We start from the raw sequence: 14,411 nt of genomic DNA on the forward strand, positions 1-14,411 counted from the left end.
TTGATAGGACCACAGTATATTGTGATCACAAATCACACAATAGGCCGATGGGATCCATTTTTCGGTCTCGCACAGGAAGGAATACGCGTGCCGCACTCCACCACCTCCATGGGTATGCGCCCCTCAGCCGATGCGGAAGGGGAAGAGGTTTGCATGGGCGGTAGAGAAGTTGACAACTGCTTCTACTGTTCGTCCCCTGAGACCGACTGAACACCGCCCTCATTGGCCGAGGGATAGACCGATGAGATAGCCAGCAGGCAGTTTCGGCCGCGCAGTTGTTCGACTTCATCACCAAGCACCACGGTGCCGAGCTCCTTCAACCACCGACCATCGGCGAGTACCGCCTGGCCCTCAAGTACGGTCGCGGCCACCGTCCCCGCCCGCGGGTCCAGCAGGAGAATGCCCTCTTGCCTTACCACCGAGACATCAACCATGGCCCGGTCACGGCGAACCATGAGATTCAGGCCGAGCTGCTTCGATCCGCCAACAAGCCACACCTTTACTGATTTCTCGCCCGGAAAGGCAATACTTTCCCCTTGCCCGATCCTGCCGAGCACGTCCGAAACAGCAAGGTCCAAGGGCCCTGGGCTGGCAAGAGTAAATATCCTGTCAATGCCCGGCAACGAAGAAAAGTCTCCATCCCGGTCCAGCTCAGCAAGACTGAGGCGCCAGAGAAATGGGCCACTTCCATCGGACAGCGGTTTCACCGCGATCTCCCTGGTCACGCCGGCACCGTTGACCCAGGGCACGGGTGGCCGTTGTGCAGGGTGGACAATGGCTGAGTACGCAATGGGGTTGTCTGCAGGTTCTCGCATACACATCTTTCGCTTGAGGATCCCTTGGAAGGCGCGCGACATCCGCAGACACCCTCCGCTTCAGTGCTCGTTCGCGGGCACGTTCACCAGGCAGTCGCCAGCGATGATCGCCGCCCATCGTAATCCTTCACACAATGAACTAGGACCTTGTGTGATCACATATCGCAAGGCTACCGTGAGGACACCGTTCTTTCCGAGCGGAGCGTTTCGGCAAGCAATCCAGCGATGCACGCTACGACAAGGGCGAAAGGACTCATTTTGAACACACACATCCCGAGCGAGGAGCTCGCAGCCATCTGTGAGCGTGCCCTGCGCGCTTCCGGAGCGGATACGCGTGCTGCCCACGTTCTGGCGCGAGCGACCACCGAAGCGGAACAATCCGGCAACCGGGCGGTCGGAGTCGGCCACCTCTTCGACTACCTTGACGGATACCGGACTGGACGGATCACGGCGGAAACGAACCCCGATGTCCGTCGCCTGACCTCTGCTGTCATCGATGTTGATGCCCGGGGAGGCTTAGCGCAGGTGGCCTTTGATGAAGCATCTGCAGCCTTTGACCATGCCATTCGTGGGGCAGGAATAGCAGCTATGTGGATCCGAGGTTCCTACACATGCGGCGAGCTCGGCTACTATCCCAGGCGTCTGGCACAACGGGGGTTTGTGGCGGTCGCGACCGCCAACAGTCCCGCGCTCATGTCCCTTGGCGGGTCGCCAAGGCCCATCCTGGGTACCAACCCGCTTGCATACGCCATTCCCCGTCCCGGCCAGCTGCCAATGGTAATCGACCAAGCGTCCTCATCTACGGCTTTCGTGAACATCCGACGCGCAGCCGTGGCCGAAGAAGCCATTCCAGCCGGTTGGGCGCTCGACTCGGCGGGCGCGCCCACAACCAACGCCGAGGAGGCTTTGAGTGGCGTCCTCCTTCCTTTTGGTGGTCACCGCGGCGGAAATATCGCTCTCTTGGTTGAGCTCCTGGCCACTTTGTCCGGAGCGAATTTCTCCCTGGACGCGGCCCCCTTCGACCGGGGCGAAACCTCTCCCGGCATTGGTGTGTTCTTACTCGGCATCGATCCTGCGAACTTCCCAGGGTCCCTCGGACGGTTGGCCAACCACTTCGAAACCCTGCACAGCGACCACCAGGTCAACCTCCCTGCTCTGGGCCTCACCGAACTTCCACAGCAGGTCAGTATCGACCCTGCGGTTCTTAAGCGGCTCCGCGCGATCGCCAGCCAGCAGACTCCGATTTCAACTTCCCAGAGGTGACAGACATGACCTTTAAGCGATTGATCCATGCCGTGGAGACCCATTCCGGCGAACCCATGCGTGTTATCACCGGGGGAGTTCCCCACATCCCCGGGAACTCCGTGTACGAACAGATGACATGGTTAAAGGAAAACGACGACCAGATCCGCAAGCTCATGCTTCGGGAACCCAGAGGATACCCCCCGCTGTGCTGCAATCTGGTGGTTCCGCCTAAACATCCGGACGCTGCAGCTGGCTTCATCATCATGGAACAAGTCGAATATCCCGTCATGAGCGGTGGGAACACGATTGCGGTGGCGACCGTCCTCTTGGAAACGGGGATGATCCAGATGGAGGAACCCGTCACCCGGTTCAACCTGGAAGCTCCGGCCGGGCTGATCGCCGTTGAGGCCCAGTGCCTCGACGGCAAGGTCACGAATGTCAAATTCCAGAACCTGCCAGCCTACGCCGTCTACCTCGACGCCGTCATCGATGTCCCGGAACTAGGACGGGTAACTGTCGACGTCGCCTGGGGAGGCATGTTCTACGTCATCGCTGATGTGAACCAGTTCGAGGGCTTGGATCTGGCCGCAGAGCAGGGGCGGGACATCACCCGGGTATCTTCCTTGATTCTTCGGGCGGCGCAGGATCAACTGCCCGTCTCCCACCCTGACTATCCGGGGATTGGCATCACCATTTCCCAGTTGTCCGGCGCGGCCACCAACCCCAACGCCGACCGTAAAAACGCCGTTACGGTCGCCAGCGGCCCGGTAGACTTCGACAACCCTGCCACATGGACCGGCGGTCTGGACCGTTGCCCTTGCGGGACCGGGACCTGCGCCAAGATGGCTGCAATGCATGCCAAAGGGGAACTGGGCCTGGGCGAAGTATTCCGTCACGAAGGCATCCTGGGCACTGTCTACACCGGCGAGCTCATTGAAGAGGTAACGATCCATGGGCGCACGGCCGTTGTGCCAACCATCAGCGGACAGGCATGGATCACCGGCTTCTCTACGTGGGTTCTTGACGCCGAGGACCCGTTCCCCAACGGATTCACAATAGGGGATATCTGGGCACCCCAGGAGCAGGAAAGAAACCTCACCGGCCGGACTGAAGTCGACGCCGAAACCCTGGCAGCCATCCAGGACGAACAAGTCGCGGCTGCAACATTCTAGACACGCCGGCGACGCGCACGGGCCCCGCCCCACCGACGACGTTCCAACAGGGGTCAGAATACGAGTTCTCCGAAGTGCTCACGGATGATTTTGTACGCTTGGGCGTGTCAAGGCTGCGGGACAGGAAAGTACCCGCGCCCCTTTCTTGTTGGCGCGGGTACCCGGGGGGTAGGGCTTACGCCAGAAGGGCCGCTAGCGAATCGGCCAGGGCAAGGGCACCAATCTCGGCATCTTCGTCCACGACGTGTTCCTCGGGGGAGTGGGAGATACCGCTGGGGTTCCGGACAAACACCATGGCGGTCGGGACATAGGCAGAAAGCACCCCTGCATCGTGCCCGGCACCAGTGTCAAGAAGGGGTGCTTCCGGGAGCGCCAGTTGCAGATCATCCTGCAGGGCGAGATCGAAATGAACAGTAGGGCTTAGCGATTCCTCCTTCAGTTCCACACTGCAGCCCTCTTCTGCAGCGATCAGTCGTGCTTGCTGGTGGATGCTGTCCACCAAGGATGCCGTAATCGCATCATCGGGGTGCCTAACATCCAGCCAGAAGTCCACGCGGGAGGCGATAACGTTGGTGCCCCCCGGCACGGGTTGGAGTCGGCCAACGGTGGCTCTGGCGTGGGGTTGCTCCCGGGCGGTGTCGCGGATGGCGACGACGGTCCGGGAAGCGGCGACCATGGGGTCGTGCCGGCCGGCCATGAGCGTGGTTCCTGCGTGGTTGCCCTGTCCGTGGATGCTCAGGCGCCAACGGCCGTGGCCGAGGATGGAGGAGGCGATCGCGATGGGCTGGTTGAGGTCAATCAGCCCGCGGCCTTGTTCGACGTGCAGCTCAACGAACGCCCCGATCCGGCCAAGCAGTTCCTCGTCGCGGCCAATGAAACGGGGGTCCAAGCCGTTGGCCTGGGCGGTGTCGGCGAAGGTGTTGCCGTCCGGGTCGCGGAGGTTCCGGGCCTTGTCGGGCTCTATGGCGCCGGTCATGAGCCGGGAGCCGAGGCAGGCGACACCGAAGCGGGAGCCTTCCTCTTCCGGGAAAACCACGACGGCCAGTGGCCGGGTGGGTGTGGTGCCGCGGTTTTTGAGGATATCGACGGCGACGAGTGCGGAGGCGACGCCAAGAGGCCCGTCGAAGGGACCCCCGCCGGGGACCGAGTCGAGGTGGCTGCCAGTGACCAGTGCATTGGTGCGATCTTTGGTGGGGGTATCCCACCAGGCCCAGATGGCTCCGTTGCGGTCGGTTTCCACGGCAAGGTCGCGCCGGGTGGCTTCTTGGATGAACCACTCGCGGAGGTCGAGCTCGGCGGTGGAGTACACGGGGCGGGTGTAGCCGCCCCGCATTGAATCCGTACCCAGGGATGCGATATCGGAGAGCAGGCCGGTGACTGTTGCAGCCGTCGTGCCTGTCTGGTTGGTGAAGCTCGTCATTAGTGTGCTCCTGCTGCCGTGGCCTGGGCGGCGAGGCGGAACTGTTCGGGGACGGTTCCGGCCCCGGTGGCCAGGTCCGCAGCCAGCTGCCCGATGAGTGGGGCGAACTTGGCGCCGTGGCCGGAGCAGGGGGAGAGGATGGTGATGCCTTCGGCGCGGTCGATAATGAAGTCTTCGGTGGGGGTGTTGGTGAACAGGCAGGTGGTCTCGGCGTACGGTTCGGGCACCAGGCCCGGGAGGTAATTCTGGACGTACTCGATGACCCGACGCCGGTTGGCCGGATCGATCAATCCGTCCTGGTCTGCGGCAGAAGGCAGAATTTTTCCGCCGTTGTATTCTGCGACCTTCTGACCTCGGAAGCCTGCGTCACGACCACCCGGCAAGCCGTAAGCCTGCCAGCCTTCACGCTTATGGATGAATGTGGGCCAGGTGGCCGGGTCGGCGCCGTCGATGTAGGGGAAGTGGTAGGCCTGCTCCTGCCGGACCTCGATGTGGGGCATGGCTGCGAGGAAGCCTCCGGGCAGGGACAGGTTTCCGAGGAGCTGAGAGAGCCAGCCTCCTGCGGCGATGATGACGTTGGCGGCCTTGACCGCGCGGGCGTCTTCGGAGGTAACGACGTACTCACCGGCGGTTCCCTTGATGGAGGCGACGGCCCAGTTGGTGTGCAGGGCGGCGCCGTGAGCGACGGCTTGGTCGACCATGGCCGCAACGGATTCGTGGGCATCTATGACACCGGCTCCGGGGTGCCAGAGAACGTCGGTGTCGAAGGCGATTTGTCCCCACCGTTCCTTGGCTTGCTTGGCGCTCAGGAGCTCGTGTTCGATCCCGTTTGCAGCCAATGCAGCTGCGAGGCGCTCGGGCTGGCGGACGGCGCCATAGTCCACAGCCCCGGTGGGTGAGATGAGCTGCTTTCCTGACAGGCGCGCCAATTCATCCCAGCCTGCCTTCGCTTCAAGGACCAGTCCGGTGTAGAAAGCGTCCGGGTATGCGTAGCGGAAAATGCGGGCTGATCCGTGCGAGCTGCCGGCATCGTTGGCGGGGGTGGTCCTCTCCAACAGGGCCACCTCGTGGCCGCGGGAGGCCAACTGCCAGGCCGTGGCTGCGCCAGAAAGGCCAGCTCCGACAACGACGTATTCAAACGATTCCATGGGTTGCTCCGTAGCGATTTGGGGGAATGTGGATCTTGCGTCTACTCCAGTTACTCACCGCTATCCGACTAGCGTCCAATATAATTTTTGAAAGGATTATTATTGCCAAGCGAAAGAATGACCATGGAACTCAGGCAGCTCAGGTACTTCCTTGTCGTCGCGGACGAGCTGCATTTTGGGCGTGCGGCCGAGCGCCTTCATCTGACCCAACCGCCGCTGACTGTCGCGATCCGAAAACTGGAGAAGGATCTGGGGGTCCAGTTGTTCGACAGGACCACCCGCCGAGTCACTTTGACACCAGCGGGAGAAGCGTTCAGGGACCGGATCCGAGACGCCGTGAGCGAACTGGATGAAGCCGCCGGGGATGCGGCCAACGAAGCAGCCGGCCTAAGCGGTCGGATCAGGATCGGGTTCGTCAGCTCCGCCAGCTACACCACCATCCCCGAATCAATAGCAACCTTCACCGAGCGACGCCCCCGCGTGGAACTGGTCCTTTCCCCGCTCACCAGCGGCGAACAGATTGAACAACTCCTTGACGGCGGCCTTGACCTTGGCCTGGTCCGCGACCCTGGAGAAGTTCCTGGCATCCGCCTGGAAGTTCTTAGTGGCGAGGACTTGGTCACCGTTCTGCCGCAACACCATCCACTGGCCGAACAGGCCACAATCCATCCTGACGACCTGGATGGCGAGCCGATGATCCTCTTCCCCTACCGGCTCATGCCCGGCTTCGTGTCCCGGGTCCTGCGTCTCTTCGACGGACAGCGGACACCGCCGAACGTGATCCAGCAGGCCATACACCAAGAAACGGTGCTCGGACTTGTCGCCGCGGGACTCGGGCTGTCAATCCTCCCCGCGTCGGTAGGGCGCTTTCAAATGCCCGGTGTCACGATCCGGCCCATTGCCGGCCACCCGCAGACAGCGCTGTACGCAGCACGGCGCACCACCAGCTCTCCAGCTATAGACGAATTTCTGGACGCACTGCGGGAATCCAACAGCATCAGACACCAGAAGCTCGGGGAGCAAACACAACCCGGAGTTCTGTCATAGTCGACGAGGTGCCTTGGGATTCAAGTCCGCCCCAAAAGGGGCCTTGAGCGCAGGGTAGCCCGAGGTTTCTCATGCATCCCCTCACACCTCAGCAAGCGCGCACCGGCCACCGTTGAACAGTCCGTCCACCCGCGGTACTCACCTGCGCAGACACCCCTCGGCGTCATCTACGCACAGGTGCGCGGCCGCCCTGCCAGGCTCAGCGCGTCTCGGAAGCGGCGCAATCGATGGTGCCCCAGGAAGCACCACAAGCCGGGACGGCCAGGCCTCTCTGCCTGGACGCGGGGGTGTCAGGGACATGGGCAAACGCCACAACGTTTCTGCGTCCATGCATTCTTCACCCCGTACGGAAGCGCCCGGGATGGCGGGAGGGCGGATTTGCAGGGTTCGACGTTGGGTCAACTTGGAAACACGCCTGCAACAAACCAGCCCGGTTCTGTGAACGACATGTAAAACCTCGGTCAGTCGAAAAATTTTACGGGACATGTCAGCTGTCGAGCGGTATTCTCGAATGCATATTGTTTCGTTTGACAGAACTGTTCTATCAGACGAAACAGCGAATCTCTCGGTTGTGGCTCTCCGAGCCCCCATATGATGGAGAAACCCTTGAACAACGTCATCACCCCAACCGCCGCCATCGACGCCGATGTCCTGGTCGCCTCCCGTCGGGACGGCTACAGCCTTGAAGCGCCCTTTTACACCAGCCAGGAGATTTTCGATCTCGATATCGAAGCCATCTTCCTTAAGCACTGGCTGTTCTGTGCCGCCGAAGCAGAGATCCCCGACGCGGGAGACTTTGTCACGATCAATATCGGGACCTTCTCGGTCATCATCCTTCGTGATGACGACGAAGTGATCCGGGCCTTCCACAACGTGTGCCGCCACCGTGGCTCTCGTCTGTTGAAGGACCCCTGCGGCTCAGTGGGCAACCTGGTCTGTCCCTATCACCAGTGGACATACCGCACCGACGGTAGCCTCGCCTTCGCGGACTCCCAGCCTCCTACATTCGATCGCGCTCAATTTGGCCTCAAGCCAGTACAGGTCAGGTCAGTCGGCGGGCTGCTCTTTGTCTGCGCAGCCGATGAACCTCCGGCTGACTTCGACGAAGTGGTGGGGCACATCGAGCCCTTCCTCGAACACTATGACCTCAAGAACACCAAGGTGGCGCACCAAATCGACCTTCTCGAAGAAGGCAACTGGAAGCTCGTCATGGAAAACAATCGGGAGTGCCACCACTGCGACGGAGCCCACCCGGAACTCGTAACGGCCTACTTCCCCCTGTTCGGGTATTCAGCCGCTGACATCACCCCGCGACTGAGGCCTCTGTTCGACCGGTACCAGAAAGCCTCCGCCAATCTGGAACAGGCATGCAACATCCGTCAGTTCCCCCGGGACGACCGCCGGGAGCTTGACACAAGGGTGACCGGATTCCAGATCTCGCACCTGCCCTTGGACGGCGACGGGGCTTCCTTCGGCCCAAATGGTTCCGCCGTATGCAAGAAACTCCTCAGCACATTTTCAGAGCCTAGTTTCGGCGATCTCTCCCTCCACCTGCAGCCCAACTCCTGGTTCCACTTTCTCAGCGACCACGCCGTTGTCTTCCGGGTGATCCCCATCGCGCCGGGCAAGAGCATCGTCCGCACCACCTGGCTCGTTCACGCTGACGCGGTCGAAGGGGTTGATTACGAAGTGGACACTCTGACCGAAGTGTGGCGTGCGACAAACGACCAGGACCGGGAATTGGTCGCCGGCTGCCAGCTCGGAGTATCGGACCCGGGCTACACTCCGGGACCGTACTCAATGGTCGAAGACGATGTCGAGGCATTTGCAAACTGGTACGTGGGCCGGCTCCGCGCACATCTGAACCAGTGATGAAAGGGAAGAAGACGATATGATGTCACTAGCGACCAGCGAAACCGTGCAGCCGCTGCTGCCCCTTTCTGCGCACGAGTGTTGGGACGAAACGGATCGGGCGGTCCTCGTGTGCCGCCAGGTTCTGGACATAACCCACGACGTTAAGAGCTTCCACTTCACAGCAGAAGATGGTGGAACCTTCGCTTTCGATCCTGGACAGTTCGTGACTTTGGAACTTGATATCCAAGGATCTCCGATCAGCCGTTGCTACACGATCTCCTCGGCGCCGACAAGACCACATGTTCTTGCCATTACAGTCAAGCGGGTTCCTGGCGGTCCGGTTTCCAACTGGCTCCATGACAACCTTGTTCCAGGGAGCAGGATTACGGCGGCGGCTCCTTTGGGTGCTTTCACCCTCACCCAACCCGTCGCACCAAAGTATCTGTTCATGTCCGCCGGCAGTGGCATCACCCCAGTGATGTCCATGACCAGGACACTTTGTGACCTCGGATCCGATGCAGACATCCTCTTTGTCCACAACGCCCGTACCCCTGCAGACATCATTTTCCGCCGCGAACTTGATGCCATTGCTGCAGTCATGCCCAACGTGCGTGTCGTCCACATGTGCGAGGCGGACTACCCGTCGGAACGCTGGATGGGACTCCGCGGCCGCCTGACGCCGGCCGCGTTGGAAGCGATCGCCCCGGACTTGGCCGAACGGGTGGTGTATACCTGCGGACCGGCGCCGTACATGGGCGCAGTCCGGCGCCTGCTCGAAGAATCAGGCTTCGACATGCGGAACTACCACGAAGAAAGCTTTTCATTTGACAGCCTTCCAAGTGCAGAACAGGTACGCAGCAACCAAGACGAGACCGTGGCGGCGGACGCCTCCCAGTCCGAGAATTTGGCTGGCACTGAAACTTCCTTCTCGGTGGAATTTGTGCGCAGCGGCAAGACCATCACCTGTGGCGTCGGGGAGAACGTTCTGGACGCAGCCGTCGCGGCAGGAATGCGGCTTCCATCCTCCTGCAGTCAAGGCATGTGTGGGACGTGCAAGAGCACAATGCTTGAGGGAGAGGTGGACATGCAGCACAACGGAGGCATCCGTCCCAAGGAAATCGCCCAGCAAAAGATTTTGATCTGCTGCTCGAAACCGCTGACTGATCTTCGGATCGACGCCTAACGGGTCAGTATCGCCCTACCCTCGCTTCGGATAGCCATTGAGTTCGGAGATTCTTGCAGCTGCCGAGATGATCTGTTCGGCCAAGCCGGGAATGGTGGTCTCATTAATCCGGAATTCGGGGCCTGACACGGCGAGGGAGGCAATTACCTTGCCCTCAAGGGATCTGATCGGCGCAGCAAGGGCAGACAATCCGACCTCGTGTTCCTGCAGCGTGTATGAATACCCGTTCTCTCTTACCTTCTCGAGTTGTTCACGCAGTTTGAAGGCATCGGTGATGGTGTGGGGTGTGTAGCGCTCCAAGGGTTCAGACAGCACTGGTTTGAGGTCTTCCTCGTTCATGTGGGCGAGGAAGACCTTGCCTGCGGCCGTTGCATGAAGTGGCCCGGGCCGGCCTACCCAATTGACGGTTGTTACCGACGCCTGGCCCATCACCTGGTCCACGCTCACGACGGTAGCTCCTGCGTTGATGACCAGATTCACGGTCTCGCCGACAGCGACAGCGAGATCTTCGCTTACCGGACGACCAACGACAGACAGGTCCCTCTTCGTAGTGGCGCCCTCGGCCAGCCGGACGATGCCAAACGCAAGCTGGTACCTGCCTCGGTTCGAGGTCTGTTCGACGAGGCCGCGTGCTTCTAAAGTTGCTAGCAACCGGAAGACGGTCGATTTATGCATGCTGAGCTCGGCGGCGATGTCCGTGACCGCGGCCGCACCAACGCGCGCCAGCACTTGAAGGATCGATATGGCCCGGTCCACAGAATGAACCGAATTACCTGCTCTGCCGGGTTTGATCTCCACACGAAAACGCTATCGCATCCCTGCACCCATCCTTTGCCGACGTATCCCCGCCAGGCCTCATCGAAGTTCCGAAGCCAGGAAGTGACCGTGAAACCAGCTGCATCCCCAGTCCTGAGACCACTAAGAGAAACTTCAATGAGGCTTATCTGCACCAAGACAAGAAGCGGTTTCCCCGCCAACTCAGCGCAGCTCAGCAAGCCGGGAGTGTAGGTGCCAGGGAAGACCTCACGTTCGGGAAGCGCACGAATCCGGAATCCGCTTCCCTCCCACCGGCAGGGACACCTGCTTTGAAGAACAGCCCTGCCGGAAGATTCCCCGAAGCATCCTCCGAAGAGCCCGCCGCTGTTATGGCTCCAAGAACTTCGTTGCACTTGCTTCGACGGCAGAACCCTGCTGCTCCATTCCAATCTCCCGAACACATCAGGTGAGGAAAGTACAATGATGCCCCCAATTTCCAGTGCAACGTCGAGTACGAGAGCAACCTCGGCGTCCTTTAGACGCCGCTTCCTTTGGCGGCTGGTCATAGTCCTGGTCGGGGGCATGTTCCTCGACGGTTACATCCTCGGGATAGTCGGTCCCGTAACGGCCACGATGACTCAGGATTTGAATCTGTCACCGCTTTGGTTGGGCCTGGTTGCGGCGGCAGCGCTGATGGGGATCTTCATCGGTTCCCCCATTGGTGGCTGGGCAACCGACAAATTTGGCCGCAGGACCATGTTCATGATCGACATGGCACTTTTTGTCGTAGCCTCGGCTCTCCAGTTTTTCGTCGATACCGCAGAGCACCTGTTCCTGATCCGTCTGCTGATGGGCATGGCCATTGGCATCGAGTACGCCGTCGGCTTCCCGTTGATGGCTGAGTTCTCTCCGATCCGACTGCGCGGCAGACTGATGGCCCTGATCATGGTCGCTTGGTATGTGGGATTCATGGTCGCATTCATTGTCGGGAACGTGCTGGTGACTACAACCGACATGAACTGGCGGCTGATCTTGGGCACCAGCACGTTCATCGCCGTGGCGCTCTTCATCGCCCGCATCGGGATGCCCGAGTCACCGCACTGGCTCTCGAATCAAGGGCGCACGGAAGAAGCCCAGGCCATTGCGCACCGCTACATGGAGAACGCCCACGAGATGGAGGACATCAGGCCCGAAGAGACCCGGAAGGGGAGTTTCAAGACATTGTTCTCCCGCCAATACTGGCGGGCCACCCTCTTCACATCAGGATTCTGGTTCTGTGCTGTCACTCCCTACTTCGCGATTGCCACTTTCGCGGACAGCGTTCTAGCTGACTTCGGTCTCGCGGGCGGAGTTGCCGGAGGGATCGGACTCTCCATGCTGGCCGTCGCCGGGGTGGTCCTTTCTCTGCTCTTGATTGACAAGGCCGGACGCCGCGTGCTGACCGTCCCTCCGCAATGGATCTGTGGCGCAATCCTGGCCGCAATCGGCCTGTGGGTCGATGCGCCGCCGGTCGTGGTGTTGGCCCTATTTCTTGCTTTTTCGTTCTTCACCACGATTTACGGCACCATGACGAACATCTACCCCGGTGAAATCTTTCCCACGGAAATCCGCGGAATAGGCACTGGCTTCGCTGCGGCCATCAGCCGGATCGGCGCCGCCTTGGGCACCTTCTTGCTCCCGTGGTCTATGGCCAATCTGGGAACTACCGTGTCCATGCTCATCGCCGCAGCCATCGCCTTCGCCGGTGCCGCATTGTCACAGTGGCTGGCACCGGAAACCAAGGGAAAGACCCTCGCCGAGGCCGCAACGGCGATCTCACACTAGCGGACTTGTTCCGCGCCCTGAACAATTGGTGGGGGACCCTGCGAACGCACCGCAGGGTCCTTCCCTCCTTTACAGCGCCCGAATGCTGGCCTTTCTCAACGCCGTGCCTTGCGTGGCTCCTGATCAACGCGGGCTCGAGTTCAAAGAAGCTCTTTGAGATACAGCGTGAGGGCGGCTTTGGGCTTTGAGGTTTTACCGCCGTCCCAGCGCTTCACTCCTGACCGATATGGGATGGCGAGCACCTGCAGACTTGTACCACCTGACAACCTCTCCTTCACGCTCAAATGGCAACGTCCCCTCCAGCAGGGCGCCTACGCCATCTCGTCGCTGATCAAACAACCTCAACGTCAGGTCCCTTGACCAAGCGCATTTCGACGTGAGAAGTTGAACGCAGCATTCGCATATTGAACACTTCATTTGGTGCGGTCAGCATATCTGTTCAGGCCAGGCCAGAACTGCCCGGTACGGGCCTTTCCCAGGAGGTATCCGATGGTCCTTTCCGTCTTGGTCGAGCAATATGGCGGCCCGGAAGTCCTGGTCCTCGGCGAACGCCCTGCAATGGAGCCCGCTGCGGATGAGCTGCTCGTCGAGACCCGTGCCGCTGGGGTGAACTTCATCGAGACGTACCAGCGCGAAGGCATCTACCCGGTCGAACATCCATTCACACCCGGCTCCGAGGGCATGGGCATCGTTATCAGTACCGGTTCCGCGGTCACCGACTTCACGATTGGCGACCGAATCACGACCACCCAGGCATCGCGCACCTACGCTCATGCTTTTCTTGTCAAGGCCGACGAGGCGCTGCGCGTACCGGACGGGATCCCTGACGAGATCGCAGCCGCCTTGCCAGGCCAAGGCCTAACAGCCCACTACCTAGTCCACTCCACGTACCCCGTCCAGAAGGGTGAGACGGCCGTCATCACAGCCGCTGCCGGCGGGGTAGGAGGACTGGCAGTCCAGCTCCTCAAGGCCCAACAAGCAACCGTCATCGCTGTCGTCGGCTCAGCAACCAAGGCCCAGGTCGCACGGTCCCTGGGCGCTGACCACGTGATCGTGGGATACGCCGGCTACGCGGGGCAGGTCCAGGAAATCACTCGAGGCCAGGGCGCCGACGTCGTCTACGACTCCGTCGGCAAGGACTCGTTCGACGAGTCCCTCAAAGCCCTCCGAAGACGGGGAATGTTGGTCCTCTTCGGGGCCTCCTCCGGGCCAGTGCAGCCGTTCGATCTCCAAAGACTCAACAAGCACGGATCTCTATACGTCACCCGCCCAACCGTTGATGACTACCTCCACGACATCAACGAACGAAATTGGCGCGCAAAAGTACTGTTCAGCGCCATTCTCAACCGAACCCTAGACGTGCGCATCGCTGAGACCTTTCCTTTGAGCGATGCTAGGCGGGCCCACGAAGCCCTGCAGGCCAGAAGAGCCAACGGAAAACTTCTACTCATCCCATAGGGAACAGAGCGCCCTGGTCGCCCGGCACGCATACTCTGGCGCTCTTGACTTTTCGAAGCAGTTCCTGACGGCCGGCCCTATCGATCAATGCTTGACCACAGGTTATCGGGGAGGCCGGTCTACTTGACTGCCAACGATCTCCACGCCGTGTGGCTGAACTCTGGCATTTGCATAGGTCGGCATCGATGAGGACACACCTGCCAACAAGGAGTCGGACGCGGGTTCACGCACCGGACGCGAGCACCTCGCAGTTGGAAGCCTGTTTTTGAGCTGCGGAAACGTCGGAATCGTTGGTGGACGGGAGTTCTCGCAGCTACTTCTACTTCCGTGGTTTAAATGCCTGTGAGGATTGGAGTGGCTGGTCTGGGATTGGCTGGCAGAGTAAGTGCAGGCCGTTCCACCTGGCGGTCGTGACTCATTAAACGCTTGGCCCCGGCTCTTTCTTGGGTGTCCTTTTATCGACATGTCCGTCTGCTGGGTGGGCGGCCG

At 60.7% G+C, this 14,411-nt stretch carries 11 protein-coding genes; 7 read left to right on the plus strand and 4 right to left on the minus strand.

Annotated features, from left to right (window positions below; genetic code table 11):
* Window positions 1-182 precede the first annotated feature (182 nt).
* A complete protein-coding gene (locus ACFVSJ_RS22460; RefSeq protein ID WP_387439331.1) occupies window positions 183-857 on the minus strand; it encodes a HutD family protein in 675 nt (224 codons plus the stop codon).
* A gap of 216 nt (window positions 858-1,073) precedes the next feature.
* Here ACFVSJ_RS22460 and ACFVSJ_RS22465 point away from each other — a divergent pair, with 216 nt between their 5' ends.
* Together ACFVSJ_RS22465 and ACFVSJ_RS22470 are read left to right on the plus strand one after the other, a co-directional pair.
* Window positions 1,074-2,078, plus strand: coding sequence for an Ldh family oxidoreductase (locus ACFVSJ_RS22465; RefSeq protein ID WP_387439332.1), 1,005 nt, complete (start codon window positions 1,074-1,076; stop codon window positions 2,076-2,078).
* Between the two features lie 5 nt (window positions 2,079-2,083).
* Window positions 2,084-3,232 (plus strand): proline racemase family protein, encoded by a 1,149-nt coding sequence (locus ACFVSJ_RS22470; protein ID WP_387439333.1) that lies wholly within the window; start codon window positions 2,084-2,086, stop codon window positions 3,230-3,232.
* 175 nt (window positions 3,233-3,407) lie between these two features.
* Here ACFVSJ_RS22470 and ACFVSJ_RS22475 read toward each other — a convergent pair whose 3' ends face one another.
* Both ACFVSJ_RS22475 and ACFVSJ_RS22480 read right to left on the minus strand, forming a co-directional pair.
* The gene (locus ACFVSJ_RS22475; protein ID WP_387439334.1) at window positions 3,408-4,652 is read right to left on the minus strand and encodes an allantoate amidohydrolase; all 1,245 of its coding nucleotides are present in this window, start codon (window positions 4,650-4,652) and stop codon (window positions 3,408-3,410) included.
* Window positions 4,652-5,800, minus strand: coding sequence for an FAD-dependent oxidoreductase (locus ACFVSJ_RS22480; protein ID WP_387439335.1), 1,149 nt, complete (start codon window positions 5,798-5,800; stop codon window positions 4,652-4,654). The genes ACFVSJ_RS22475 and ACFVSJ_RS22480 overlap by 1 nt, the downstream gene beginning before the upstream one ends.
* Before the next feature lie 102 nt (window positions 5,801-5,902).
* On the opposite strand from ACFVSJ_RS22480, the gene ACFVSJ_RS22485 reads away from it, so the two are divergent.
* From ACFVSJ_RS22485 to ACFVSJ_RS22495, 3 genes are all read left to right on the plus strand, one after another.
* Window positions 5,903-6,847 carry a LysR family transcriptional regulator gene (locus tag ACFVSJ_RS22485; RefSeq protein WP_387439336.1) on the plus strand — a complete coding sequence of 315 codons (945 nt, stop codon included), beginning with the start codon at window positions 5,903-5,905 and terminating at the stop codon, window positions 6,845-6,847.
* Window positions 6,848-7,453: 606 nt separating this feature from the next.
* Entirely contained in the window at window positions 7,454-8,719 is a 1,266-nt protein-coding gene (locus tag ACFVSJ_RS22490; protein WP_387439337.1) for an aromatic ring-hydroxylating dioxygenase subunit alpha, read from the plus strand.
* Window positions 8,720-8,738: 19 nt separating this feature from the next.
* Window positions 8,739-9,884, plus strand: a complete 1,146-nt coding sequence (locus ACFVSJ_RS22495; protein ID WP_387439338.1) for a 2Fe-2S iron-sulfur cluster-binding protein — start codon at window positions 8,739-8,741, stop codon at window positions 9,882-9,884.
* A gap of 15 nt (window positions 9,885-9,899) precedes the next feature.
* Here the strand turns inward: ACFVSJ_RS22495 and ACFVSJ_RS22500 are convergent, their stop codons facing one another.
* Entirely contained in the window at window positions 9,900-10,682 is a 783-nt protein-coding gene (locus ACFVSJ_RS22500; protein ID WP_387439339.1) for an IclR family transcriptional regulator, read from the minus strand.
* A gap of 441 nt (window positions 10,683-11,123) precedes the next feature.
* Here ACFVSJ_RS22500 and ACFVSJ_RS22505 point away from each other — a divergent pair, with 441 nt between their 5' ends.
* A complete protein-coding gene (locus ACFVSJ_RS22505; protein WP_387439342.1) occupies window positions 11,124-12,464 on the plus strand; it encodes an MFS transporter in 1,341 nt (446 codons plus the stop codon).
* 489 nt (window positions 12,465-12,953) lie between these two features.
* Window positions 12,954-13,922, plus strand: coding sequence for a quinone oxidoreductase family protein (locus ACFVSJ_RS22510; protein ID WP_387439340.1), 969 nt, complete (start codon window positions 12,954-12,956; stop codon window positions 13,920-13,922).
* Window positions 13,923-14,411: the final 489 nt, after the last annotated feature.

The sequence above is a fragment of the Paenarthrobacter sp. NPDC058040 genome (genome assembly GCF_042885775.1).
Lineage (GTDB): Bacteria > Actinomycetota > Actinomycetes > Actinomycetales > Micrococcaceae > Arthrobacter.